The sequence below is a fragment of the Cytobacillus sp. C11.1 genome (assembly GCF_058145115.1).
Genome location: NZ_CM176935.1, coordinates 3,411,803 through 3,436,492 on the forward strand (window position 1 = coordinate 3,411,803; position 24,690 = coordinate 3,436,492).

The following is a 24,690-nucleotide window of genomic DNA, read 5'->3' on the forward strand; positions in this document are numbered from 1 at the left end:
CCCTTCTTTTTGTAATTATATTTAAATATTAGTATATCTGATTATTTGAATATACTACAGTACTTTAAGAGAGTAAAGTAAGTTTTTAGTATTTTTAAAGGAATATTAATCTCAATTATAGATAAGGCTGAGAAGGAGATGATTTATTTGATCGAAAAAGAACGAAGCAAGCCTGTGACTATACTTAAACTGGAAGCATTGTTAAAACGCAGTTCCGATATGCAGCCAGGAAAGGAGAAAATTGTTTTCGAACTAAACAAACGAAACGCTGGGTATAAAGGAGAACAAAAGCTGGGTTATTATTTAAGTTTTTTGGGTGAAAAGGAATTAGGATGTTCCACGGGCTGCGTCTTTCTAATAATTGATGAGATTTAGCAAAGAAAACTTTAAAACTAGCTAACAAAACCTAAATTTAGCGAACAAACCAACTAAATTAGCGAATAAACTCTTCTAACTACTGTTCCCATGCGGTAATTAACATCTTTTTATCTCTACTAAAACAAAAAAAGCCATCATCCGATGACTTTTTTTGCATTTATGCAATGCCTGCTTTTATTAGCATCCCATCCAGCGGACGCTCCATAACCGTTTCCATCCATTTTGCCGCCTCAAGGACTGAATTAAGATCCGTACCTGTTTCAACGTCCATTCCGTGGAACATATTGATCATATCTTCGGTACATACATTCCCAACAGCTTTCGGCGCAAATGGACAGCCGCCCAGTCCTGCAATGGAAGAATCGAACCTGCGAACACCAGCTTGATATCCTGCTAAAACATTGGCTAAACCCAATCCTCGTGTATTATGAAAGTGGAGGCCAAGTGAGAGCTCCTTTCCAAATGCGTCAAAAAATGAATTTACTACTTTTTGCACCTGAATTGGGTTTGCCATTCCCGTTGTATCCGCTAGTGTAATTTCCGTGCATCCTGCTTCTAAAAATTTCCCGGCTGCTTTCAATACATTTTCCAGTGGAACTTCACCTTCAAAAGGGCAGCCAAATGCAGTTCCCAATACTCCGGCCACACCCTTATTGGAGGCAGCACCATCCCTTATAACCAAAGAGAGTTCCTCTACCGCCTGATCAACGGTTCTTTTGACATTTCTTAAATTAAAAGAGTCGCTGGTAGTCGTTACGACATGAAGAAAATCCACATCCGTTTTCAGGGCACGTTCTAGTCCTGAGCGGCTTAAAACCAAACCTCCATAGCGAACATCACTTCTATTTGGAAGCGATTTCAAAACTTCTTCTGCATCAGCCATTGGCGGAACAACCTTGGGATTAACAAAAGAAACCGCTTCAATATTACGAATGCCAGCATCTATCAACTTATTAATTAATTCAACTTTTGTTTCCGTTGATACAATTTTGCACTCATTTTGGAGGCCATCTCTAGGGCCAACTTCACAGATTTCGATCATTTTCCTTCCTCCTTTAAAAGATGAATGTTTTTGATTTGTTCCAGGTGCTTCAGGACATGGTCCCGGCCCTGGTAAATATGCTCGTGCATAGCGATTCTTGCCCGTTCGGGTTCGCGATTTATGATTGCTTTCAAAATTGTTTTATGAACCTCAAGAGATTGTTTGAGCTGAAAGCTGTTATACCAATAGAAGGACCTAAATACGATGGGTACAACCACGACTTTAGAAATATGAAAATGGATATGTTCATTATTAGAAGCAGCGACAATCGCCTCATGAAATTTTTGATTTACCTCAACAATATCCTTGAGGCTATTCATATCTGATTCCACGTAACGGTTAATCGCTTTTTCATACAGCATGTTGGCTTCTTCCATTTTCAGTAAGTCACCTTCTGTGCGATGGATCGCGGCCTGGCTGGCAGCATAGCCTTCTAAAAGAGTCCGCAAGTCATAGATCTGGCGGATGTCTTCTTTTGTAAAATGCCTTACACTAACACCCCGTTTTAAGGGAATTACAAGGCCTTCAGCTTCGAGCTGCTTAATCGCTTCTCTAATAGGCGTGCGGCTAAGATTCATTTCTTTAGCCAGTGATTCTTCAGCCAGCCTCATGCCGGGCACAAATTTCCCTTGAATTATCGCATCTTTAATAAATTCGTATGCATCCATAGTAACACCTCAACTGAATTGTATACAAAAAGAATTCTATTTACAACAAATATTCAGAAAATTATTGTGAAAATAGTGTCCTAATCACATTTTTGCATAGATTTCTGAAAAATTTTAAAATTCTAATTGACATCTTGTATACAAACCCTTAAATTTGTATACAAGATTAAGAAGATTGAGATTTCAACTCACAATCCAGAATTAACAGGAGGTAAAAATATGTCTGAAAAACACCTTCCATTGGAAGACATCAAAGTTCTAGAGCTTGGCACTCTTTTAGCAGGACCATTCTCTGGACGTCTACTCGGGGACTTCGGGGCAGAAATTATAAAGGTTGAACCCCCCGGAAAGTCAGATCCAATGAGGAACTGGGGAAAGTCGAAAGATGGAATCGGATTATGGTGGCCGATCCAATCCCGCAACAAGAAATCAATCACCCTCAATCTGCGGGAGGAAGAAGGACAAGAGGTTCTAAGAGAACTCATTAAAGAAGCAGATGTGGTCATTGAAAACTTTCGGCCGGGAACGATGGAAAAATGGAATCTTTCTTATGAGACCCTATCAGAAATTAATCCAAGATTAATTATGGTCCGTACTTCCGGCTATGGTCAGACGGGACCTTATAAACACCGTGCAGGCTTTGGAAGTGTAGGCGAGGCGATGGGAGGGCTCAGAAATGTAACCGGTTTCCCGGATCGGCCGCCCTCAAGAATCGGTGTCTCCATAGGTGACACACTGGCAGCACTTTTTGCCACAATCGGCTGTCTTGTTGCGCTACACGAAAGAGAACGTTCGGGAAAGGGACAGGTTGTCGATACTGCACTATATGAATCGGTATTCTCCATCATGGAAAGCATCATTCCGGACTATTTGCTTGCAGGATACATAAGAGAGCGAATGGGCAATATCCTGCCAGGGGTAGCTCCATCCAACATTTATTTTACACAGGATAAAACCTATATCGTAATTGGCGCTAATGCAGATGGAGTATTCCGCCGTCTATGCGAAGCGATGGAACAGCCTGAACTTGCCGATGATCCAAGATTCGCTACCCACCACGCCAGAGGAGAAAATATGAAGCTCCTTGACTCCATGATCGAAGAATGGACGAAGACACTCCCGGCGAAAGAAGCGCTCAAAATTCTTGAAGAAAGAGGAGTGCCATCCGGTCTTATTTATTCAGCTAAAGATATTCTGGAAGATCCTCACTATAAAGAACGCGATATGATCATAAAAGTCGACCACCCGGAACTGGGAGAATTTCCGATGCCTGGAATCGTCCCGAAATTAAGCAGAACTCCAGGAGAAGTGAAACATGCCGGCCCTGAGTCCATGGGCAAACATAACAAAGAAATCTATTCCGGATTGCTTGGTTTTAGCGAAGATAGATTAGAAGAATTAAAGAAAAATAATATCATTTAGGAGGGCTTCGAATGGGGGAGACCTTATATGAAAAAATTTGGAATAAGCATGTCGTACATGAAGAAGGTGATCAGCCTTCCATTTTGTATATTGACCTTCACTTAATCCATGAAGTGACGTCACCACAGGCTTTTGAAGGATTAAGAATAAAGAACCGCAAAGTGAAAAGGCCTGAATTAACAGTTGCCACTATGGATCACAGCATCCCAACAACAGATCGCACTTTGCCTTTCAGAGATGAAATCGCGAAAAAGCAAGTAGATGTGTTAGCACAAAACTGCAAGGATTTTCGGATTCCGCTGTTTGACCTGCACAGCCCCAACCAGGGAATCGTCCATGTCATTGCTCCAGAGCTTGGCATTACCCAGCCTGGCATGACGATCGTGTGCGGAGATAGCCATACCTCTACCCATGGGGCATTTGGCGCTCTTGCATTCGGAATCGGTACAAGTGAAGTGGAACATGTTCTTGCCACGCAAACACTAAAGCAGTTCAAAGCAAAAACATTGGCAATCAATATAAACGGGTCACTTCCCCCGGGCACAACTTCCAAAGATTTGATTCTTTCGTTAATCGGGAAATATGGCCATGATTTTGCAACTGGTTACGTGGTGGAATACCGTGGGGAAGCCATCCAAGATCTATCAATGGAAGAGCGGATGACTGTTTGCAACATGAGTATAGAAATGGGGGCAAGAGCAGGACTCATTCAGCCAGATGAAAAAACATTTGCCTATTTAAAAGGCAAACAGGCTGTGCCGCAGGGCAAAGACTGGGAAGAGGCATTGACGGAATGGAAGCAGTTTTATACCGACGAAGATGCGAAGTATGATTTATCGGTTGAGTTCAATGCTTCTGAAGTAATCCCTCAGATTACGTGGGGAACGAATCCGGGACAGGTTGCAGGGATCACTGAAGCAGTTCCATTATTCGAGAACCTTCCATTAGACCAGGTTAATCCAATGAAAAAAGCCCTGCAGTATATGGGATTGGAACCTGGTATGCCAATAATGGAAATTGAAATAGACAAAGTATTTATCGGCTCCTGTACAAACAGCCGGATTGAAGACCTGCGCAAAGCCGCAAAAATCGTAAACGGTTACAAGGTGGCTGAACATGTGGAAGCGCTGGTTGTTCCTGGCTCGCAGCTTGTTAAAAAGCAGGCAGAAGCAGAGGGGCTCGACCAAATTTTTATTCATGCAGGTTTCCAATGGAGAGAAGCGGGATGCAGTATGTGCCTTGGCATGAACGAGGACTTAGTCCTTCCTGAAGAACGCTGTGCTTCTACCTCAAACCGCAACTTCGAAGGCAGACAGGGCAGAAATGCCCGGACACATTTAGTCAGTCCGGAAATGGCGGCGGCTGCAGCCATCGCAGGGAGATTTGTCGATGTAAGAGAATGGCACGTCAGAGAAAGCAAGGAGGTCAATGCATAATGAACTCTTTTACGAGATTTACAGGAATTGTTGCGCCTCTTGATGCAGCAAATGTCGATACAGATGCCATTATTCCAAAACAATTTTTAAAAAGGATTGAGAGAACCGGTTTTGGAGAATTCCTGTTTTATGAATGGCGTTATGAAGATGGCAAGGAAAAAGGGGATTTCATTTTAAATAAAGAACCCTACCGCCATGCACCCATTTTACTGGCCCGGAAAAATTTTGGATGCGGTTCATCCAGAGAACATGCACCTTGGGCAATTGCCGAATATGGAATCAGAGTGATTATTGCCACATCTTTTGCTGATATTTTTTACAATAATTGTTTTAAAAATGGTATTCTGCCAGTCATCCTTCCTGAAAAGGATGTAGACTTTCTTTTTGAAAAAACCAGCGAAATGCCGGGATACCAATTAGCAGTCGATTTGGAGAAGCAAAGAATCGATGATCCATTGGGATATATGGCTGAGTTCGATATCGCTCCTTACCGGAAGGAACAATTGTTAAAAGGACTTGATGAAATTGGATCAACCCTTCAAGCAGCTGAAAAAATAGACACTTTTGAATCAACTCATAAAATTTTTTATAAAGTGGAGGTTTAGTTTTTAAGCTTTGTTAAACTCGCCTGTTGATTTCCGCTCCAGGCACTCAGCGAACCGCGGGCGGTCAGGGAGCCTCCTCGGCGCTCTGCGCCTGTGGGGTCTCCCTTTGACTCGCTTCTCCCGCAGGAGTCTCGTGCCCTAAGCTCCAATCAACAGGGTGCTAATATCAACATTGGGCATTAACAGAGCCAGTTTTTTAAAAAAGGGAGGCAGTAAAATGAAAAATGGGCAAGTCAAGGAACCCATCCACAAGAAGTGGATTTGGATCGTTCTCCTATTGATAACATTAGGTATTGTACCTTGGTATTTTCCGGCAGCGGCAACAGAACCTTATATTCTCGGATTCCCGTTATGGGCATTTATCTCGACTATTTTTTCACTCATTTTATGCGGGTATTTAAGCTGGCTTTGTGTGAATGAGTGGAATATCGTGGAGGATCAGGAAGAAGCTGAAAAAGTAAAGGGGGATAAAGGATGAACGAATTAGCTTTTGCAGGCACCGATGGAATTATCATTTTATCTGTCTTTGCAATCGTCATGCTTTTAATTGGCTATCTGTCTGGCAGAGGAGAGAAAAATATTCACGAAAGCCTTTCAGGGTACTATTTGGCTGGAAGAAACCTTGGCTTTGTCGCACTGTTTTTTACTCTTTATGCAACACAGTATAGCGGTAATACGATTGTCGGATACGCTCCAGCAGCCTATCGCACTGGCTTTTCCTGGCTGCAATCGATTTCCTTCATGACTATTATTATAGCGATTTATTTATTATTTGCTCCAAGATTATATGTTATTGCAAAAAAGAGAAACTTTATCACCCCTACGGATTGGATTCAGCACCGTTTTAAATCTAAGGCAGTTACTTTACTGAGTATTTTCCTGATGCTTTGGGGGCTGGGAAACTATCTTCTTGAACAGCTGGTTGCGATTGGACAGGCGGTTTCTGGTATGACAGGGGGTACCATCCCTTACCAAATTGCTGTAATTGTTTTTGTTATTGTCATGCTTGCCTATGAATGGATGGGCGGTATGAAAGCAGTAGCATTTACCGACGTCATGCAGGGAATAATCCTTATGATTGGAATCATTGTTTTCCTGATCGGTGGATTATATCTGGTAGGAGGCAGCTTTGGAGATGTAACCCGATATATTGCTGAGATGGAGCCTGCTAAAACAGCCGTTCCTGCGATGGAAGTAAATATTAATTGGTTCAGTATGCTCCTTCTTGTAGGACTGGGTGCAAGCATCTACCCTCATGCCGTGCAAAGGATTTATTCAGCACAAAGTGAAAAAACACTGAAAAAGTCATTTTCCCGTATGGCATGGATGCCTCCTATTACAACTGGGCTTGTTTTTCTAGTTGGGATCATCGGAATTATGCTTTTCCCCGGGCTGGATAAAACAGGTTCCGAACAGCTTGTTGGACTAATGGCTAATGAAATTGCAGCCATTAATCCATTTTACTACTGGGTTATGATTATCTTCTTTGGTGGAATCGTTGCTGCGATTATTTCCACCGCTGACTCTGTTTTACTAAGCTTTTCTTCCATGTTATCGAATGATGTATATGGTAAATTTATTAATCCAGGTGCCACGGAACATAAGAAAGTTATGGTAGGAAAAGTAGGCGGGATTATTGCGATCGTACTTTTACTGTGGATTGCCTGGAATCCGCCGGGAACGCTTTATGAAATCTTTGTTTTAAAATTTGAGTTGCTTGTACAGGTATTCCCTGCTTTTGTACTCGGATTATATTGGAAGCGCTTATCAGGCAAAGCCGTTTTCTGGGGAATGCTTGCGGGTGCATTATTGGCGGGCCTTCTGACGATTACAGGATATAAAACAATCTTTGGCATTCATGGAGGAGTAATTGGCTTGACATTAAATTTCCTCATTTGTGTAGCAGGTTCGCTATTAGCACCGGCAGTGTCAAAAAACAAGGTTCTAGAGGAAGATTTGACTGCGCTAAATTTGAAGGCTTAAAAGCCATTAAAAGAGATGAATTAATATGAGTAATTTATTGGCAAAAAACAATGTTGTATCATTGGCAGATCCTTGGAGAATGCTATTATTTCTTTTGCTGGCACAGCTTATGGTTGCATTTGTGGGAAGAAGCATTGGACCGCTGGGAGTGTTAATTGGGGAGGATCTAACCTTAAGCAAGTCGCAGATCGGCATGCTCCCGGCGGCGCTCTTTTTAGGGCAGGCGATTGTTTCTGTACCGGCCGGCTTTCTTACTGATTTGGTAGGGTCCCGTAAACTATTAGTTCTAGCTTCGGGCTGTATGGGTTTAGGCTTCCTGCTTATGACTTTTCTTCATCAGTTTTGGCTGGTCCTTTTATTGATTATTATCGGGGGACTTGGATACGGATCTATGCACCCAATAACAAACAGAGGAATTCTTTATTGGTTCCCGCTTAAACAGCGGGGCACAGCCATGGGAATCAAGCAGACCGGAATAACCGCAGGATCGGCTCTTGCCAGCTTGATCCTGCTTCCGCTCAGCGTTGCTTTTGGCTGGAGATTCGTTCTGCTGTGTGCTTGCATATTTTTGCTGGCAGGCGGGTTTATCTCCTATCATTTTTATAGAGATCCGCCTGAATTGACACAGTCAAAGAGCAGTACAGGAATAGTCCAATTCTATAAGTCTATGTTTAAAATGTTTAAGAATAAAGCTTTAATGCTCGTAAGTTTTAGTGCATTTGGATTAAACGGCACACAAATGTGTTTAAATACTTATATCGTTTTATTTGCCTATGAACAGCTTGAAATTTCCATCTTTTTATCCGGAATCCTGTTGGTCGTTTCTGAAGTGTGCGGATCGTTAGGGAGAGTTGCCTGGGGGATGATAAGCGATCGGCTGTTCAACGGAAAACGAGTTGTCATTCTTATGATCATTACAATCATCACAGCTTTGGCTAGCGGCACTGCAGCTTCAATCACTTCAGCTCCTTTTTGGGTAATGGTCCCAATTGTCGCCCTTTTTGGGTTTGCGGCGTCTGGTTTTAATGGAATTTGGATGAATCTTGCCAGTGAATTGGTTCCAAGAGAACAAGCCGGCATCTCAAGCGGAATAAGCATTACACTCGGTTCAGCAGGAGCTATCATCATTCCGCCGCTATTCGGTTTAATCGTCGACCAGACTGGGGATTTTTCTTCAGGGTGGTTCTTGATTACAGGTATGATGTTCGTTGTATTTGCCCTTCTAACCATCCTATCTATCTTAAATAAAAAAAGAAACTATGTCATTTAGTGTCTGGAAGGAGTTTTCTAAGTGGAATTTAATCCCTCACAACTTGGCGAAAAAGAAGTATATAAATTATTGACTGGATCAGTTGTACCAAGACCTATTGCATGGGTATCCACCTTATCGGAGGAAGGGGAACTGAATCTCGCGCCATTCAGCTTTTTCACTGTTGCCTCAAGGAATCCTCCAATGCTGTGCATTTCAGTTGGACCTGGTGTAGGAGACCGTGAAGGAACAGAGAAGGATACACTTGTTAACATACGCTCTCAAAAGGAATTTGTTATAAATGTTGTTCCAGCACCATTAGGAAATCAAATGCAAAAAAGCTCAGAAAATTTGCCAAGTGATGCGAATGAGTTTGAAGCAGCGGAACTTACCCCTGTAAATAGCCATCTGGTCAGTCCTAAAAGGGTAAAAGAAGCTCCCATTCATATGGAATGCAAACTTGAACAAATTATCCAACTTGGAAGTGACCATCTTATTATTGGCAGAATGGTTCATTATCATATCGAAGATGATTACTATCTTGGGAACTATAAAGTGAACTTGGAAAAATTACAGCCGCTGGGCAGATTAGCAGGGAATTACAGTGAAAGCAACGAATTCTTCAAACTTCCAAGATAAGCAACGAAAGTGCCGAACAACATTGTTCGGCACTTTTTTATTAATCATTCATCTTTTTATGCTATCCTATCTACAAAGAAAGCATGGTGAGGTGGTCATATGTATCACATTGGTGTAGTTGGACCGGAACAGTCGGTGGAGAGAATTTTGGATGTTGCAAAAGAGTTTGAAAAAGAGATGAAATTTCATCCTTATACATATAAGCAGGCTGTTGAAACAAAAGAGATTGTTGTCGCACATAAGGATGGGGTTGATGCCTGGCTGTTTTCAGGGCCAATTCCGTATGCCATTGCAAAAGGCGTTTTAGGCGATGATGAAAGCCTGCATGGCGTATTATTTTTGGAAACAGGTTTATATAAATCGCTTCTTAATTTGCTTTTACAAAACAGGGGCTTGAAACAGCTATCCGTTGATCTGCCTGAAGGGGCCAATATAAGCGGAGAGGCATTATCACAGCTAGAAGTCCCAGTGGAAAATCTCCACATTAAAACGTTTCCTGCCGATATTGAAGAGGATCAAATCTATGAATATCATTACAGGCTCTGGGAAAATAGGGAGACCGAGGGGGTACTGACTTGCTACCCGGGCGTAAAGGAACGGCTGAAAGCGCATGGCATCCCGGTTTCGTGGATCACCACGACCCGGCTGGAAACGAAGCAGACTTTAATGTCCCTTTCCGAAAAAGCAAAGGCCCATTATTACCAAAATACACAGGTGGCTGTTTGTTTTATAGAAACGGAAAATCCGGAGCTGGAAAAAGTGAAGGAAGAATTGCTGTATGATATGCAATGGACTGAGCTGAAAATGGATGAAATTCTCCTGAGGGCGAGCCGAAGTCTGAATGGATCTTTTCATAAAACTGGAAGAGGAGATTATATGATTTTTAGCTCCAGAGGGGAAGTATACCATCACATTAACCTCCTGCACGATACCATTGATAAAATTCGCGAGGATTGGAAGCGGCCAGTTGCGGCAGGTATCGGTTTTGGGGATTCTGTCCTGAAAGCTGAATTTAATGCCCGAAAAGCCGTTCAGCGATCGAAGTCATCCAAACAGGATAAGATTATATTACTTGATGAGCATGGGATTGTGGAAGAGTATCAAAATGATCAGGTGATCCTTTCTTACATTAGCGAAAGTGATGAACCCGAGCTGGTCAAGAAGCTGGGTGAATATCATATAAGTGTTCAGCTTTATAATAAAATAAAAAGCTATGTGGAGCGGAAGGATTGGGATACATTTACTTCTAAAGATATTGCCCTTGAGCTTGGCATGAGCAACCGCAATGCGCAGCGTATTATGCAGGGGCTGCGTAAAGCAGGGCTAATTGCAGAGGTCGGTGAAACAAAGAGTCATGATAAAGGACGGCCGATGAAATTATATAGTTTTTCACATTAAAAACAGCCATTCTAACTGGCTGTTTTTAATTTTGGAAAAAAAGTCCACTGAATATTTATTGAAAATTTTCTATAAATTCTATATTATATATTTAGCGCATATGCGTTAATTAGTCGTTATATAGGAGTGGAACAAATGGATTTCAGCAAGATTTTAACTCGAGTAGATGAAGTTTACGGTGAAGTCATCGATTGGCGCCGCTATCTTCATGAAAATCCGGAATTATCCTTTCAGGAAGTACATACTGCAAACTATGTTTATGAAAAACTAGAAAGCTTTGGCGGCTTGGAATTGTCCCGTCCGACGGAAACAAGCGTTGTTGCCAGATTAAAAGGTTCCAAGCCTGGAAAGGTGATCGCTCTTCGTGCAGATATGGATGCTTTGCCAATCACAGAGAATACGGGCCTGTCTTTTTCATCCAAAAATGCGGGCGTTATGCATGCATGCGGCCATGATGCCCACACTTCCATGCTACTTGGAGCAGCAAAAATTCTCACGGAAGAAAAAGAAAATTTGAGCGGGGAAATTGTCTTTATATTTCAGCATGCCGAAGAACTTCCTCCAGGCGGTGCAAGAGAAATGGTTGCCGCAGGAGTGATGGATGGCGTCGATCAAGTAGCAGGCCTTCATCTCATGTCAACCATCCCTTTTGGAACCATTGGCATTCGCGATGGTGCCATTACATCAGCAAGCGACATTTTTGAGATCACTGTTCAAGGTAAGGGAGGCCATGCTTCAACTCCTGAGTTAACCGTTGACCCTGTAGCAGTTGGCGCCCAAATTGTATCAGGTTTAAATCATATCGTTGCACGCTCTGTTGGACCGCTTGATTCAGCTGTTGTGTCAGTTACTAGATTTCATGGCGGAGAAGCCTTTAACGTAATTCCCGATACAGTGGAAATTGGCGGCTCTGTCAGGGTTTTAGAGGAGTCAACGCGTGAATTAATCAAAAATCGCATCACCGAGGTTGCCGAAGGAATCGCTAAAGCTCACGGCGCAGAGGCCAAGGTAGAGTACACATATGGCTACAACCCTGTCATAAATAACGAAGAAATAACGAAAGAGATTACAAGTATGCTGGAAACCCATTTTACGGACAGAAAAATCGAGTGGATTGATCCAATGCTTGGCGGCGAGGATTTTTCTGCTTTCAGCGAAGCCAAACCGGGCTGCTACGTAATGATCGGTGCGGGAAATGACCAAAAGGGGATCACCTATCCTCACCACCATCCAAAATTTGACCTTGATGAAGAGGCTATCAAAGACGGACTTAAATTTCATATTTTAACAGCCTTAATGTTAACAGAAAAATAGATTAGGAGGGGTTTTATGGCCCGGGACAACAAGAAAGAAAAAAAGACATTTTTTGACCGGATGCTCGATTCGATCGAATATGCCGGGAATAAACTGCCAGACCCAATTGTATTGTTTTTCATGCTATGCGGGATCATCCTGGCAGCATCCTTCATCGCCGGATTGTTTAAGGTTTCAGCTACTCACCCGGTAACAGGGGAAACGGTAGTTGCCAATAATCTTTTAGATGGAGCAGGAATCGTAGACATCCTCACCAAGATGGTGACCAACTTCAGTGAGTTTCCGCCACTTGGCATGGTACTCGTTATGATGATTGGTGTTGGACTGGCAGAGCAGAGCGGATTTTTCGATACGTTGATGAAGCGATCCGTAATTGCTACACCGAAAAAAATTATTATACCAAGTATTATTTTGATTGCCATTGTTGGTAACGTGGCTGCCGATGCGACACAGGTCGTCCTGCCTCCAATTGCTGCAACGGTCCTTATGGCATTTGGCTTCCATCCAATGGTTGGTTTAATCGTTGCTTATGCTTCGACCACCGGGGCATTTTCAGCCAACTTAATGATCGGTATGACTGATACGCTGGCTGCAGGATTTACCGAGTCAGGTGCACAGACTGTTGATCCTGATTATAAAGCTAACCCAGCAATGAACTATTACTTTATTGCGGTTTCAACTTTTTTCCTTTTAGCCGTTTCCACATGGGTAACGTATAAATTTACAATTCCGCGCTTTGGATCTTATACCGGGGAAATTGAAACGGTGACAACCGTGACCCGAGAAGAGAGCCGCGGTCTAAAATGGGCCGGAATTTCAGTCGCTGTGTTTCTTGTTGCAGTACTAGCCATGATCATTCCGGAAAACGGAATTTTGCGAAACCCTGAAACAGGTTCAATCATTGAAGGGTCTCCGCTTATGAGCGGAATCGTACCGCTATTGACGATCTTCTTCCTGCTTCCAGGCCTTTTCTATGGATTAGGAGCAGGCACTGTCAAAAGTTCAAAAGATTTTGGAGAGATGACTGGAAAAGCGATGAGTACAATGGGACCATATATTGTTCTCGTCTTTGCATCCGCTCAATTCCTTGCCTATTTCAGCGCCTCAAATCTTGGTCCGATCATCGCTATAAAAGGAGCTGACTTCCTTGAGTCGGTAGGCTTTACAGGAATACCGCTATTTATCGTATTTATTCTATTTGTCAGCTTAATCAATATCTTAATCGGAAGTGCATCAGCAAAATGGGCCATCCTGGCACCGATTTTCGTGCCGATGTTTATGTTCCTTGATTACCACCCAGCATTCACACAAGCATTATACCGAATTGGAGACTCTATCTCGAACCCAATCACACCGATGCTTCCGTATCTAGTATTGCTATTATCCTTTGCGAAAAAATACGACAAGAACATGGGCTTGGGAACCTTAATATCAGCTCTATTCCCATACACCATCTTCTTCGGCATCTTCTGGATTTTACTGATTATAGTTTGGTACCTATTAGGCATCCCAGTTGGGCCGGAGGGACCGATCCATTTATAAGATTTGTTGAACACCCAGGTTTGACTGGGTGTTTTTACTATATAAAAAGAGGTTCCGGAACCTCGGTTATAGAAATTTTAATAAAGAAAGGAGTGACCTTATTTTGATAGAAAAAGAACGAAGTAAACCTGAGTTAATTTTTAAATTAGAAGCTTTAATAAAACGCTGCTCTGAGCTCGAACCACGAAAAGATAGAATACTATCCGAATTTAATAAACGGAGTGCAGGGTACAAAGGAGAACAAAAGCTGGATTATTATCTAAGTTTTTTGGATGAAAAAGAATATTGTATATTTCACGGACTCCGGCTTTGGAATGGGAAGTATTTTATCCAAATCGATACACTGCTGCTCACAAGAAAGTTCGCATTCATACTTGAAGTGAAAAACTGGAAAGGAGTGATTTTATTTGACCCGCAATTTCATCAGCTGATCCGAATACAAAATGAAAAGGAAGAAGCTTTTCATGACCCCATTTCCCAAGCTGAACATCAAAGCTGGCAATTGAAAAATTGGCTGAAGGTACATGGATTTCCCGGCATACCGATTGAGTATTCAGTTGTCATAAGCAACCCCACAACGATAGTAAAAACTTCTTCAAATCAACATTATATCTCCAATAAAGTCATTCACGCCCATCGTTTAGTTAACAAAATCCTATCTGTTGAAAAAATGTACACAGCTGAGAAATTAAATGATAAAGAAATGAAGAAATTAAGTAAGACACTTTTGAAAAGACATACCATGGAAGAAATAGATATTTTGAAGTACTTTAATATAAACCCGGATGCCATACTAACGGGTGTGCATTGCCCCAATTGCTCTGCGCTCCCCATGATATTCCATTGGGGAAAATGGCACTGCTCGTCATGCAAAACTTCATCTTCCACTGCACACCATCAAGCAGTTAAGGATTACTTCCTTCTTATAAAGCCCACAATTACAAATGCTGAATTTAGGAAATTTACCCATACAGATTCAGTTTTTGTTGCCTCAAAGTTACTCTCTCATATGGAACTCCCTTATAAAGGAGAAAAGAGTATGCGAGTATACTCCAAATGGGTAAAATAGGTAGTTTGTTTTTTGTAAAATTTACCCAATAATATGAACTTCGCAAAACGTTTGGGAAAACTAACGAAAAGATAGATGAATTTAGCAAAAGGAATAGATAAAATAGCAAAAGAAAGGGTGAATTTAGCAAAAAGATACATCTAATTAGCAAAAAGATACCTCATAATTGGCAAAATAATGCTCTAAGAAACAGCGGTCAAAAAAAGAACTAAGATTTTCAGCTTAAAATGTAAAATACTTTGATCTATAATCCCTAATTATGTATTTCTTCTCCTCCAGGTGATACTATATCCTTAATAACTTACCGAATCTGGAGGCTTTACATGGAAAATTACGCAGATTTGATCCAAAAACAGAGAAATTTCTTTTCAGAGGGGAAGACGAAGGAAGTTTCCTTTCGGATGGAGGCACTCGGACGGCTCCGCATGATTATAAAAGAGCATGAACAGGGTTTGATGGACACATTAAAAGCAGATCTTAATAAAAGTGAGTTTGATGCTTATTTAACGGAGATCGGAATAGTGCTGGAAGAGATCCGTTTTACGATGAAGAATCTGAAAAAGTGGGCAAAGCCAAGGAAGGTTAAGTCGACGCTCGCTCAAGTCGGTTCGAAAAGCTACATTTATCCTGAGCCGTATGGAGTAGCACTCATTATCGCTCCATGGAATTACCCTTTTCAGCTGGCAATTGCACCGCTTATTGGCGCTATCGCAGCTGGGAACTGCGCTATTCTGAAGCCTTCTGAATTAACTCCGCGAACTTCGGCATTGCTGTCAAAGCTTATCAGCGAGAATTTTCCAGAGGAATACATAGCAGTCGTTGAAGGTGGAGTCGAAACAAGCACTGCTCTTTTGAACGAAAAAGTGGATTATATTTTCTTTACAGGCAGTGTACCCGTTGGAAAAATTATTATGGAGGCGGCTTCCAGGAATCTTACGCCGGTTACGCTTGAGCTGGGCGGAAAGAGCCCGTGCATTGTCCATGAAGATGCGAATCTAAAACTGGCTGCGAAAAGAATCGCCTGGGGCAAATATATAAATGCTGGCCAGACCTGCGTAGCTCCTGACTATATTTACGCACATAGCAGCATCAAGGAAGAATTTCTAAAAGAGCTCAAACACGCAATCCAAGAGCTGTATGGCGTAGATCCAATCGCTTCAGGCAATTTCACAAAAATCGTGAGCGAAAGGCACTTCAAACGCTTAACCCAATTTTTAAGCAACGGAACCACTGTTCACGGCGGCCGGCATGATCTCGGCACACTGACGATTGAACCGACTGTTCTAAAAAATATTAGCTGGGAAGATAAAGTGATGGAGGACGAAATTTTTGGACCAATCCTGCCAGTTCAGGATTACAAGGACTTGTCCAAAATGATCTGTGAGGTTAATGCAAGGCCGAAACCGCTGGCACTCTATATTTTTTCAGAAAGTGAAACGATACAAAACGAGATTCTCAACCATGTTTCATTTGGCGGCGGCTGCATCAACGATACAGTCTACCATCTCAGTTCTCCCTATTTGCCGTTCGGCGGGGTGGGGGAAAGCGGAATTGGCGCGTATCATGGGAAAGGAAGCTTTGATGTGTTCTCACATGAAAAAAGCATCCTGAAGCAAACAACCAAATTTGATTTGCCGTTCCGGTATCCGACTACAAAAAATGCCCTAAAGAAAGTGAAGCTTTTTATAAAATAAAGCCGTCTTGCCAAAAGGCGGTTTTCTTACGCATTATTTTTAGGAAGCTTCTTTCCTTTGTTCAAATCCTGGATTGCAGCTTCCGTTTTCTTGGAAAGGTTTTTCGTGTATGGGGAAATAGAGAAGGTGGGGAAGTCTATATTTTTCACTTTCTTTGTCAGCTTTTTCATTAGGATCAGCCCTTTAAATAGGATTTGTTTCTTTATTATATGAACGGACATGGTGAACATGAATAAAGGCGCGGAAGAAAAATCCTTCCACGCCATATAGTATGCTCACGCTTTGCTTTTTGTATAAACACTTATTAATCTTTTATTCTCTTTTATGATCCGTTCAGTGTGCGGGCTGACTTCAAAGGCAGGGAGACTGATCCGCGACTTTTTTTTCATGACCTTCATGGTGCTTTTACTGCTTAATTTGTCCTTTTTATTGTCCGCTGGTTCCTTCATGGTCTTCGTCCTCCTGTTCAGCAGGGAGCATTAGATCGTATATTGAGATAAGTGAAGTAAATAGCAAGTAGTCGAATTCTGTGACAAAATCATCGGAGGTTAATTTAATGACATAATAGTCTTCAAGTATGGAAAAAGGAATCAACGCCAATTTTTCATCAGCGTCATAATATACTTCCTTGCGGTCCAAACGGCTGTGAATCAAAGCTTTATCCGTATAGTGCTCAAGCAAATAGTCTTTATCTTCCTGAGTTGTGTATTTGCACAATACCGCTTTCATATCCACTTTTTCCGCGTAATCGGCCAATAGTGTTTCGATGCCGGCAATATAGGCTTCCTTATCTCCATAATAAATGTCGATCGGTTCATTTTTCAACAAATATTGAAAAGATTTGAGCTTATTCATGTGCGAGTTCAAGAGATCGTTATTTTCTTCAAGCAATTCTCTTGTATCTGTCGCCAGCTCGTTATTGCCAACTCTTTTCAAGTAAGAACCAAGGAAAACAAACGCGTCAACCAGTGCAAATATAATCGCGACAATCAGATAATTCAGCCAGTCTGTAAAAATAGAAACTGGCTCCTTCGTCCAATAAATCACTGCCCCCAGCACATAAATGATGTACCAGGTTTTCCGGATGGCAAAAATTCGTTCCTTAACTTTCTTTTCCCATAACCACACAGAAATAACATAAAACCCGAGACAAGCAACAATTATCCAAACCGCAATCTTAAAGAAAAGGAGCAAAAGGATCGCCTCGTCAATCAATAAATTTAAAAACGGTTAGAAAATTTGCAAAATTTGCCTTATAGTTACATTATAACAGAGAATATGTCAACAATTTGAAAATAAATTGGGCCGGAGGAAAAACATGAGGAAATACCTATTTATTAAGATTGCAGCCTTGATGCTGCTTTCGTTTATCAACCACAGAAGCATCAATAAAGCAGTGGAATTATGTGAGGAGGGAAAGGGGAATCCCCAGGTTCAGAAGGATATTTTTGCTTTTAACTGGAGTGTTGGCTGCGAGAAGCCATAAAATCTGAAAACAACAAAACTAGTTGCTCTCTAGGCCATGGGACAGCCATTATTCATATTCCTTCATATAATAAACAGTGAGTTTGTATAGAGAAGGGAGAGAAATGGAAAGGTGACATGGAAATCAAAGGCTGAAAAATGGCTTTCCCACAAAAATTTAGATAAAGAATTGAAGAAGTTACTCCTTACTATAGACCAGCAGACTTTAGAAGATTGCTTTTATAAAGATTTAGAATTTGGTACAGGCGGAATACGGGGCGAATTGGGAGTAGGAACGAACAGAATGAATGTTTACACTGTCCGCAAAGCTGCTAAAGGCCTTGCTGATTACATCTCTCAAAAAGGTGAAAGGGCAAAAAAACGGGGAATTGTCATCGCATATGATTGCCGCCGCAAATCGGACGAGTTTGCCATGGAAGTAGCGAAAACGGTTGGCAGGGAGGGAATACAAGTTTATCTCTTTAACGAATTAAGACCCACCCCTGAATTATCTTTCGCAGTAAGTTACCTAAAAGCTTCAGCAGGGGTAGTCATTACAGCAAGCCATAATCCGCCGGAATATAATGGTTTTAAAGTATATGGCGAAGATGGAGGACAGATTATTCCTTCCGTGGCAGCAGAAATCACCAGCTTTATCAATAAAAATGATGATGAGCTTTCCATCCAAGTAGCCGATGAAAAAGAATTACAGAATAGGAATCTGCTTACTTTTATAGGGAAAGAAATTGATCAAGCTTATCTAGAAAAACTAAAAACGATACAATTAAATAGAAAGATCCCTAAACAAGCAGGCAAGGATTTAAAGATTGTCTTTTCACCCCTGCATGGTACAGCCAGAGAACTGGTATATAAAGGCCTTCAAGCTTTCGGGTTCAATAATATTACCCTTGTAAAAGAGCAGGAAGCGCCAGATTCCGAATTTAGTACCGTAGCATCACCAAATCCGGAAGAGCATGCAGCTTTCGAGATGGCCATCCAGTACGGCAAACAACTGGATGCAGATATTTTAATGGCCACAGACCCTGATGCAGACAGGCTGGGGGTTGCCGCAAAAAATGAACAGGGGAAATATGAGATATTAACAGGGAATCAGTTAGGGGCGATCATGCTTCATTATTTATTGAATCAAAAAAAGAAGCAAGGAACTCTTCCACACAATAGTGCAGTTATTAAAACAATCGTTACATCCGAAATTGGCAGGGCCATTGCAGACGATTTCGGCATAAAAACGTTGGATACTCTGACTGGCTTCAAATATATCGGCGAAAAGATCAAGGAATTTGAAGAATCCAGGGAGCATGTATTTCAGTTCGGATATGAGGAAAGCTATGGGTATTTAATTGGTGACTTCGTCCGTGACAAAGATGCTGTACAAGCAGCCGTGTTTGCTGCTGAAGTTGCGGCATATTACAAATCCAAAGGGTTAACTTTGTTTGATGGATTACTTGATTTATATAAGACATATGGTTTTTACAGAGAAACTTTAAGAACCTTAACACTAAAAGGAAAAGAGGGTACAAGGCAAATCTCGCATATTCTCTCCGCACTTCGAAAAAATCCGCCCATAGAAATTGACGGCGTTAAAATTGCTCTCATCGAAGACTACCTGACAGGACGCCGGCACAGTCCTAATACTGCAGTTGAGAGCTCTATTGATCTCCCTCGTTCTAACGTTTTAAAATTTATATTGGCTGATGACTCATGGTTTACAGTCCGGCCTTCCGGAACCGAGCCAAAAATTAAGTTTTATTTTTCCGTTAAAAGTGAATCATTGCTTATGAGTGTAAAGTTAATAGAGAAGCTTGAAATTGGAGTAATGAAGATCATTGATGGTCTTAAAAATTAATAATTCATTTTCCTCGTAACTATGTAAAAAAGTAAACACTAATAATAATTTAAATTCCTACCAGTATTGATAAAAAATAGCTTCCATAACCATCCCCGCCTATAAAAATAATACCCTGGCCAAAAGCCAGGGTTACTTTCTATTCATAGCACGTCAGTTTTCCCTGCTATGAAAAGACATTGTCTTATATTCTTTTGATAGCTCTAATAAATCAAACTTATCAATGTTTGCCAATTCCCACCGTTTAAAGCTGACGTTTTTCCCATCGCCTAAAAGAACTGAATCAGGATAATTCTTCAACAAGAAATTTCCATATGTTTCAAACTCGGAGAAACTGCAAACATCATTCTTGTTGATATTTTCCACAATAACTCGATACCACGGTTTACGGAACCTTTTCTCAATTGTTTTCTTTAAATGCCTAACTTTTGGTGAATGGAAGAGCATATGATGTGAGATTAAAGAAACCGGCGCAATTGCTTTATGTCCAAGCAATAGTTCGAGTAATTGAAAGATTGGACGGTAATTCCATTTAAAGGCTGGACAATAAAAAACATCTTTATTTCCATAAATAAAAACATGAGGCTGTAAGAATATAGTATCTGAATCTAACACTAGATAGTAATCGTTTTTACATATTTCATCCCCGTTCAGTTTAATAAATTGCTGGAAGAGCCAGCCTGACCTATCAGCTTCTTCATAATAAGTTATGTCTCCCCATTTCCATCCCGGTTTTACAGTGTAATCGATATCATTCTTTTTTAAAGGTAAAATAGTATCTTCATCAATAAAAGTGCAAGAATGCTTTAAACAAAAATCCTTAATTTTTTTATTGTTGGGAGATACAATATAAATTTGTCCAATAGGGTGAAGAACTTTCTCTCTAACGGATTTAACTACATAGGGAAGTACTGTTAAGTCTTTCTCCAAAACTGGAATAATTACATCAAGAGGAATGGGATTAAACTGAAAACGGGAGTGATCTAAGTCATTTAATTTATGCATTATATATACGCCTCCTGCGTTTTTTTAGCCAATCAAGTAATTTTAAAGAATTTTTTCTTAAAAATGTACGCAAATATAAGTATTTGATTTCTTTCTAGCACTGCATCTTAAGTCTGCTATCTTAGCTTCATTTTAAAATATTCAATCATTAAATTTACCGGAACGGCATTTAACCAGCATTTTTAGGGACATCTTCTTTTAGCAGATGTAAAGAAATCGTTGTTTGGTTTTGGTTAATTTCAACAACTTTTTTTAACACAAAATTATCCTTATCTAACTATATTGTATTAACTGAGGTTTTTATGGGGGGAAGCGAATGGCGAAATTCAGCTTTATTATACTTTGTTTCAATAATTGGGAAATGTCTGAAACAGCCATTACAACTTTGTTGGAGTCCTTTGATTCATGCCATGTTTCAAAGGGAATTGAACTCATTATTGTTGATAATGGATCAACTGACAAAACCCAGAAAGGGATAAAAAGAATAAAAAAAAAGTACGAAAACGTTTTTATCAGTATTAAAAATGTTAGAGCAGAAAAAAACATGGGTTACACAGTTGGTATAAATTTAGGGCTTGCGAAATGCAAAGGAGAAATCATTTCAGTTTTAAACAATGACCTTGTTTTTCCGGTCAATTGGTTTAATGGATTAGTTGAAATATTAGAAAGCGACAATAAAATTGGTATGGCTGCCCCATATCTCTCGAAATGCACCGGACAGCAAAATGTAAAAAAAACATTTAACTCCAACGAAGAAATGAGAGCATTTGCAGCTCAATTTATGAATAATCCTGCAGAAACAATATTTACAAAAAGAGTAATTGGCGCATGTATGACTTTTAAGCGGGAAGTTCTAGAACGTATTGGGGGAAATGACATTTGGTTTGGCTTAGGTTTATACGATGACGATGACTGGTGTAATAGAACAATTGCCTCAGGCTATAAAATTGCGATAGCAGGAAAATCTTTTGTTCACCATATTACTTCAGCCACTTATAAACAGCAAATAAAATATATAATGGAGTGCAATCGTGTAAATAAGAGAAAGTATAACAACAAATGGAGATATATCAAGAAAAAACCTTCCGGACTTACAAGGGAGCTGCTCTATTTCCCTGTAAAAATGGAAGATTTTAGACAGCCCTCAAAAGATAAAACTAAAGTAAGCAGTAATCGAAGCTTAATGGTTGCTGACTGGACTCATTCCCACTCCAAATGGGAGGTAAAGCTTTTATCATCCATTAGTAAACTGAATCCTAATGAAGAGATTCATCTTTGGATTCCTAATTTATATTATGAAAGGCTGGATATTCTAAAAAAGATTTCAAAAAAAATAGAACCTTCCTTTATGTCTAAAATAAAAGTCACTCGACAGAACATTCCTCCAGCTGAACTTCTAATCTTTCTAAGTTCCTTTGACAAATTATATAGTGTTGAAAACGATTATATCAACAAGTATCTTATTTCTTTGGCAGATAGCATCTCTATTCAAACAAAATAAAAAATAGTATTTATTCTGAACAAATGAATCTTCATGAATTAAGATTAGATTGGAATCGAGTTAAAATAGGTATTTATTCTCTGTTTTTAACCCAATCGATTTTTGGAATTGGTCATAAATTAGTAAAGAAGGGCACAATTATAAATTTAGGCTGTTTTCGAAAAGTTTGTTCCTTTTCAACTACTAACTATGTTTTACCAACTGAGTTGATTGTAGTGAAGGGCACTTGACTCCTCGAAAATGCATCCGTATTTTCTTAGACGAGGTGTTTATTCATGGAAGGTTGTTCATCCAGCGGGAAGAGAGGGAGGTAAGAGACACCGCAGGCGACGCTGAGGAGGCTCACATTCCTCCCCGCTGACTGCTTGAGGGCCTCGTGCTGAAATCAACGGACCGAATTCATATGATAAAACAACAATCTATGAGAATATAGTCAAAATTTATCATAACTTATTTCATTCTTTGTAAAGCTCGTTCTTTCCCCTTCAGGTTAAACCAAACTGCAACATTGGAGGAGAATATGAAAGTAGTTATTTTAGCCGGTGGTTATGGCACAAGGTTAAGCGAAGAGACTCACTTAAAACCAAAGCCTATGGTTGAAATCGGAGAAAATCCGATTATATGGCATATTATGCAGTTATACTCCAGTTTTGGTTTTAAAGATTTTATTATCTGTTTGGGTTATAAAAGTCATGTGATAAAAGACTATTTTGCTAAATATTTTCTGCACAATTCTGATGTAACCTTTGATTTTAGGAGCGGCAATAAATGTGTTATTCATCACCAAACCGTTGAACCTTGGAAAGTAACATTAGTAGATACAGGATTAAATACTTTTACAGGCGGCAGGATAAAAAGGATTGAAAAATATATCGGTAATGAGCCCTTTATGCTAACTTACGGGGATGGAGTCAGCAATGTTAATCTCAAATCGCTGCTAAGCTATCACCAACGTCATGGAAGAATCGCTACAGTTACGTCAACACAGCCCCAGGGGAGATTTGGGGTACTATCCTTATCCGAGGATTCACGGGTAGAACAATTCCGGGAAAAGGTTGAGGGAGACAGAGGCTGGATAAACGCAGGCTTTTTTGTTTTGCAGCCGGAGGTTTTCGAATATTTAAATGATGGGGATCAAACGATATTTGAAAAGAAACCTCTGGAACGTCTCGCAGAAGATGGAGAGTTAATGGCCTATAAGCATACGGGCTTTTGGCATCCGATGGATACTTTGAATGATAAAAATTATTTGGAAGAACTCTGGTTAACTGGTAAAGCACCTTGGAAAACCTGGAAATAGGTGTTTGATTTCATAAAACCTCTGGAGGATCTATGAAAATACTAATCACTGGTTCAACAGGCTTCTTGGGAAGTCACATAATGAAGGCATTAATTAAAGACGGACATGAAGTTATCATTTTAAAAAGAAGCTTCTCGGAAATTTGGAGAATTTCTGACGTTTTACCAAAAGTGACTGTTTATAACCTTGATGAATGTACTATTGAACAGCCATTTAAAGAATGCGGCCCGATTAATACTATTATACACACTGCAACAAAATATGACCGAAATGGAGAAAGACCTTCGCAATTACTTGATTCTAATGTTGCTTTCCCATTAAAGCTCCTCGAAACTGCTATTTTATTCAAGACAGAAAAATTTATTAATACAGACTCATTTATACACAAAAATGGTCAGCAATATAATCATTTGGCAGGTTATGCTTTAACAAAAAAACAGTTCCTGGATTGGGGAAAGAAATTAACCGCTGCAAAAAATATTCATTTTATGAATGTAAGATTGGAACATGTATATGGCTCTTTTGATGGTGAGGATAAGTTCAATTCATTCGTAATAAGAAGCTGTTTGAAAAATATTCCTGAATTGGATCTTACTAAAGGAGAACAAAAAAGAGATTTTATCCATATAGACGATATAATTTCTGCCTACTCACTTCTATTGAAATTGGAAGGGGATCAAATTCCCTGGTTTCAGGAATATGAACTTGGAACGGGAAGGTCAGTAACAATACGTCACTTTGTAGAGCTTATCCATAAGAAATCCAAATCGAATACCGTATTAAAGTTCGGTGCCATTCCTTACAGACAAAACGAAATTATGGATTCGAAGGCAAATATTGAGGTTCTCCAAAAATTAGGATGGAGCAGCAACATAAATCTTGATAAAGGAATAGAGCAGATTTTAAAAGACGAAAAGAGTAGACTTGGTCTTTGTTAAATTTAAGTATTAAAGGTGGATGTATATGGGAGAATTTAAAAAGGATACAATTTATTATAAAGACCTAGATTATATATACAATAACCTTACACTTTCCGAAAAAGAAAAGCTTAGGAATTCGTCCGTTCTCGTTACTGGCTGTGCCGGATTCCTGGGTTACTATCTGATGTCTTTTT

Annotated in this window: 24 protein-coding genes; 18 read left to right on the plus strand and 6 right to left on the minus strand. The window is 40.1% G+C overall.

Annotated features, from left to right (window positions below):
* The first annotated feature begins 147 nt into the window (after nucleotides 1-147).
* Nucleotides 148-375, plus strand: a complete 228-nt coding sequence (locus AC3ZVC_RS16935) for a hypothetical protein (RefSeq protein ID WP_490064379.1) — start codon at nucleotides 148-150, stop codon at nucleotides 373-375.
* A gap of 160 nt (nucleotides 376-535) precedes the next feature.
* Here the strand turns inward: AC3ZVC_RS16935 and AC3ZVC_RS16940 are convergent, their stop codons facing one another.
* Both AC3ZVC_RS16940 and AC3ZVC_RS16945 read right to left on the minus strand, forming a co-directional pair.
* Entirely contained in the window at nucleotides 536-1,420 is an 885-nt protein-coding gene (locus AC3ZVC_RS16940) for a hydroxymethylglutaryl-CoA lyase (protein ID WP_490064380.1), read from the minus strand.
* Nucleotides 1,417-2,088 (minus strand): GntR family transcriptional regulator, encoded by a 672-nt coding sequence (locus tag AC3ZVC_RS16945; RefSeq protein ID WP_490064381.1) that lies wholly within the window; start codon nucleotides 2,086-2,088, stop codon nucleotides 1,417-1,419. The genes AC3ZVC_RS16940 and AC3ZVC_RS16945 overlap by 4 nt, the downstream gene beginning before the upstream one ends.
* Nucleotides 2,089-2,307: 219 nt before the next feature.
* Between AC3ZVC_RS16945 and AC3ZVC_RS16950 the strand changes: the two genes are divergently transcribed.
* The 12 genes from AC3ZVC_RS16950 (at nucleotide 2,308) to AC3ZVC_RS17005 (ending at nucleotide 16,439) form a co-directional block, all read left to right on the plus strand.
* Complete coding sequence (locus AC3ZVC_RS16950; RefSeq protein WP_490064382.1) at nucleotides 2,308-3,510, plus strand: CaiB/BaiF CoA transferase family protein; 1,203 nt, start codon at nucleotides 2,308-2,310, stop codon at nucleotides 3,508-3,510.
* An 11-nt stretch (nucleotides 3,511-3,521) separates the two neighbouring features.
* Nucleotides 3,522-4,946: a 3-isopropylmalate dehydratase large subunit gene (leuC, locus tag AC3ZVC_RS16955; protein ID WP_490064383.1), complete on the plus strand. Its 1,425-nt coding sequence runs from the start codon at nucleotides 3,522-3,524 to the stop codon at nucleotides 4,944-4,946.
* Complete coding sequence (gene leuD, locus AC3ZVC_RS16960) at nucleotides 4,946-5,551, plus strand: 3-isopropylmalate dehydratase small subunit (RefSeq protein WP_490064384.1); 606 nt, start codon at nucleotides 4,946-4,948, stop codon at nucleotides 5,549-5,551. Before leuC ends, leuD begins: the two co-directional genes overlap by 1 nt.
* 217 nt (nucleotides 5,552-5,768) lie before the next feature.
* A complete protein-coding gene (locus tag AC3ZVC_RS16965; RefSeq protein ID WP_490064385.1) occupies nucleotides 5,769-6,029 on the plus strand; it encodes a hypothetical protein in 261 nt (86 codons plus the stop codon).
* The gene (locus tag AC3ZVC_RS16970; protein ID WP_490064386.1) at nucleotides 6,026-7,534 is read left to right on the plus strand and encodes a sodium:solute symporter family protein; all 1,509 of its coding nucleotides are present in this window, start codon (nucleotides 6,026-6,028) and stop codon (nucleotides 7,532-7,534) included. Before AC3ZVC_RS16965 ends, AC3ZVC_RS16970 begins: the two co-directional genes overlap by 4 nt.
* Before the next feature lie 25 nt (nucleotides 7,535-7,559).
* Nucleotides 7,560-8,804, plus strand: a complete 1,245-nt coding sequence (locus AC3ZVC_RS16975) for an MFS transporter (RefSeq protein WP_490064387.1) — start codon at nucleotides 7,560-7,562, stop codon at nucleotides 8,802-8,804.
* Nucleotides 8,805-8,825: 21 nt separating this feature from the next.
* Nucleotides 8,826-9,422 carry a flavin reductase family protein gene (locus AC3ZVC_RS16980; protein ID WP_490064388.1) on the plus strand — a complete coding sequence of 199 codons (597 nt, stop codon included), beginning with the start codon at nucleotides 8,826-8,828 and terminating at the stop codon, nucleotides 9,420-9,422.
* Nucleotides 9,423-9,521: 99 nt separating this feature from the next.
* Entirely contained in the window at nucleotides 9,522-10,820 is a 1,299-nt protein-coding gene (locus AC3ZVC_RS16985) for a hypothetical protein (protein ID WP_490064389.1), read from the plus strand.
* A 135-nt stretch (nucleotides 10,821-10,955) separates the two neighbouring features.
* The gene (locus AC3ZVC_RS16990) at nucleotides 10,956-12,134 is read left to right on the plus strand and encodes an amidohydrolase (RefSeq protein WP_490064390.1); all 1,179 of its coding nucleotides are present in this window, start codon (nucleotides 10,956-10,958) and stop codon (nucleotides 12,132-12,134) included.
* Between the two features lie 15 nt (nucleotides 12,135-12,149).
* Nucleotides 12,150-13,676 (plus strand): AbgT family transporter, encoded by a 1,527-nt coding sequence (locus AC3ZVC_RS16995; protein WP_490064391.1) that lies wholly within the window; start codon nucleotides 12,150-12,152, stop codon nucleotides 13,674-13,676.
* Between the two features lie 103 nt (nucleotides 13,677-13,779).
* Nucleotides 13,780-14,745 (plus strand): nuclease-related domain-containing protein, encoded by a 966-nt coding sequence (locus tag AC3ZVC_RS17000; protein WP_490064392.1) that lies wholly within the window; start codon nucleotides 13,780-13,782, stop codon nucleotides 14,743-14,745.
* 323 nt (nucleotides 14,746-15,068) lie between these two features.
* Complete coding sequence (locus AC3ZVC_RS17005; protein WP_490064393.1) at nucleotides 15,069-16,439, plus strand: aldehyde dehydrogenase; 1,371 nt, start codon at nucleotides 15,069-15,071, stop codon at nucleotides 16,437-16,439.
* Between the two features lie 26 nt (nucleotides 16,440-16,465).
* On the opposite strand, the gene AC3ZVC_RS17010 is transcribed toward AC3ZVC_RS17005, so the two are convergent.
* From AC3ZVC_RS17010 to AC3ZVC_RS17020, 3 genes are read right to left on the minus strand one after another with little or no spacing between them, the layout of a single operon-like run.
* Nucleotides 16,466-16,705, minus strand: a complete 240-nt coding sequence (locus AC3ZVC_RS17010) for a hypothetical protein (protein WP_214722738.1) — start codon at nucleotides 16,703-16,705, stop codon at nucleotides 16,466-16,468.
* 9 nt (nucleotides 16,706-16,714) lie between these two features.
* The gene (locus AC3ZVC_RS17015; RefSeq protein ID WP_490064394.1) at nucleotides 16,715-16,888 is read right to left on the minus strand and encodes a type II toxin-antitoxin system SpoIISB family antitoxin; all 174 of its coding nucleotides are present in this window, start codon (nucleotides 16,886-16,888) and stop codon (nucleotides 16,715-16,717) included.
* Entirely contained in the window at nucleotides 16,866-17,633 is a 768-nt protein-coding gene (locus AC3ZVC_RS17020; RefSeq protein WP_490064395.1) for a type II toxin-antitoxin system SpoIISA family toxin, read from the minus strand. The genes AC3ZVC_RS17015 and AC3ZVC_RS17020 overlap by 23 nt, the downstream gene beginning before the upstream one ends.
* A 124-nt stretch (nucleotides 17,634-17,757) precedes the next feature.
* On the opposite strand from AC3ZVC_RS17020, the gene AC3ZVC_RS17025 reads away from it, so the two are divergent.
* Both AC3ZVC_RS17025 and AC3ZVC_RS17030 read left to right on the plus strand, forming a co-directional pair.
* Entirely contained in the window at nucleotides 17,758-17,925 is a 168-nt protein-coding gene (locus AC3ZVC_RS17025; protein WP_490064396.1) for a hypothetical protein, read from the plus strand.
* A gap of 111 nt (nucleotides 17,926-18,036) precedes the next feature.
* Nucleotides 18,037-19,770: a phospho-sugar mutase gene (locus AC3ZVC_RS17030; protein ID WP_490064397.1), complete on the plus strand. Its 1,734-nt coding sequence runs from the start codon at nucleotides 18,037-18,039 to the stop codon at nucleotides 19,768-19,770.
* A 153-nt stretch (nucleotides 19,771-19,923) separates the two neighbouring features.
* Here AC3ZVC_RS17030 and AC3ZVC_RS17035 read toward each other — a convergent pair whose 3' ends face one another.
* Entirely contained in the window at nucleotides 19,924-20,775 is an 852-nt protein-coding gene (locus AC3ZVC_RS17035) for a DUF6492 family protein (RefSeq protein ID WP_490064398.1), read from the minus strand.
* Nucleotides 20,776-21,091: 316 nt separating this feature from the next.
* Between AC3ZVC_RS17035 and AC3ZVC_RS17040 the strand changes: the two genes are divergently transcribed.
* The 3 genes from AC3ZVC_RS17040 to AC3ZVC_RS17050 all read left to right on the plus strand — a co-directional run bounded on the left by AC3ZVC_RS17040 (nucleotide 21,092) and on the right by AC3ZVC_RS17050 (nucleotide 24,514).
* Nucleotides 21,092-22,276: a glycosyltransferase family 2 protein gene (locus tag AC3ZVC_RS17040; RefSeq protein WP_490064399.1), complete on the plus strand. Its 1,185-nt coding sequence runs from the start codon at nucleotides 21,092-21,094 to the stop codon at nucleotides 22,274-22,276.
* 520 nt (nucleotides 22,277-22,796) lie between these two features.
* Nucleotides 22,797-23,576: a glucose-1-phosphate cytidylyltransferase gene (gene rfbF / locus AC3ZVC_RS17045; protein ID WP_490064400.1), complete on the plus strand. Its 780-nt coding sequence runs from the start codon at nucleotides 22,797-22,799 to the stop codon at nucleotides 23,574-23,576.
* A gap of 32 nt (nucleotides 23,577-23,608) precedes the next feature.
* Entirely contained in the window at nucleotides 23,609-24,514 is a 906-nt protein-coding gene (locus AC3ZVC_RS17050) for an NAD-dependent epimerase/dehydratase family protein (protein ID WP_490064401.1), read from the plus strand.
* The last annotated feature ends 176 nt before the right edge of the window (nucleotides 24,515-24,690 follow it).

What these genes read in the sequence shown, in the direction of transcription:
- AC3ZVC_RS16940 (WP_490064380.1), bottom strand. Translation starts at nt 1,420, where the DNA reads ATGATCGAAATCTGTGAAGTTGGCCCTAGAGATGGCCTCCAAAATGAG.
- AC3ZVC_RS16945 (WP_490064381.1), bottom strand. Translation starts at nt 2,088, where the DNA reads ATGGATGCATACGAATTTATTAAAGATGCGATAATTCAAGGGAAATTT.
- AC3ZVC_RS16950 (WP_490064382.1), top strand. Translation starts at nt 2,308, where the DNA reads ATGTCTGAAAAACACCTTCCATTGGAAGACATCAAAGTTCTAGAGCTT.
- leuC (WP_490064383.1), top strand. Translation starts at nt 3,522, where the DNA reads ATGGGGGAGACCTTATATGAAAAAATTTGGAATAAGCATGTCGTACAT.
- leuD (WP_490064384.1), top strand. Translation starts at nt 4,946, where the DNA reads ATGAACTCTTTTACGAGATTTACAGGAATTGTTGCGCCTCTTGATGCA.
- AC3ZVC_RS16965 (WP_490064385.1), top strand. Translation starts at nt 5,769, where the DNA reads ATGAAAAATGGGCAAGTCAAGGAACCCATCCACAAGAAGTGGATTTGG.
- AC3ZVC_RS16970 (WP_490064386.1), top strand. Translation starts at nt 6,026, where the DNA reads ATGAACGAATTAGCTTTTGCAGGCACCGATGGAATTATCATTTTATCT.
- AC3ZVC_RS16975 (WP_490064387.1), top strand. Translation starts at nt 7,560, where the DNA reads ATGAGTAATTTATTGGCAAAAAACAATGTTGTATCATTGGCAGATCCT.
- AC3ZVC_RS16985 (WP_490064389.1), top strand. Translation starts at nt 9,522, where the DNA reads ATGTATCACATTGGTGTAGTTGGACCGGAACAGTCGGTGGAGAGAATT.
- AC3ZVC_RS16990 (WP_490064390.1), top strand. Translation starts at nt 10,956, where the DNA reads ATGGATTTCAGCAAGATTTTAACTCGAGTAGATGAAGTTTACGGTGAA.
- AC3ZVC_RS16995 (WP_490064391.1), top strand. Translation starts at nt 12,150, where the DNA reads ATGGCCCGGGACAACAAGAAAGAAAAAAAGACATTTTTTGACCGGATG.
- AC3ZVC_RS17005 (WP_490064393.1), top strand. Translation starts at nt 15,069, where the DNA reads ATGGAAAATTACGCAGATTTGATCCAAAAACAGAGAAATTTCTTTTCA.
- AC3ZVC_RS17010 (WP_214722738.1), bottom strand. Translation starts at nt 16,705, where the DNA reads ATGGCGTGGAAGGATTTTTCTTCCGCGCCTTTATTCATGTTCACCATG.
- AC3ZVC_RS17015 (WP_490064394.1), bottom strand. Translation starts at nt 16,888, where the DNA reads ATGAAGGAACCAGCGGACAATAAAAAGGACAAATTAAGCAGTAAAAGC.
- AC3ZVC_RS17025 (WP_490064396.1), top strand. Translation starts at nt 17,758, where the DNA reads ATGAGGAAATACCTATTTATTAAGATTGCAGCCTTGATGCTGCTTTCG.
- AC3ZVC_RS17035 (WP_490064398.1), bottom strand. Translation starts at nt 20,775, where the DNA reads ATGCATAAATTAAATGACTTAGATCACTCCCGTTTTCAGTTTAATCCC.
- AC3ZVC_RS17040 (WP_490064399.1), top strand. Translation starts at nt 21,092, where the DNA reads ATGGCGAAATTCAGCTTTATTATACTTTGTTTCAATAATTGGGAAATG.
- rfbF (WP_490064400.1), top strand. Translation starts at nt 22,797, where the DNA reads ATGAAAGTAGTTATTTTAGCCGGTGGTTATGGCACAAGGTTAAGCGAA.
- AC3ZVC_RS17050 (WP_490064401.1), top strand. Translation starts at nt 23,609, where the DNA reads ATGAAAATACTAATCACTGGTTCAACAGGCTTCTTGGGAAGTCACATA.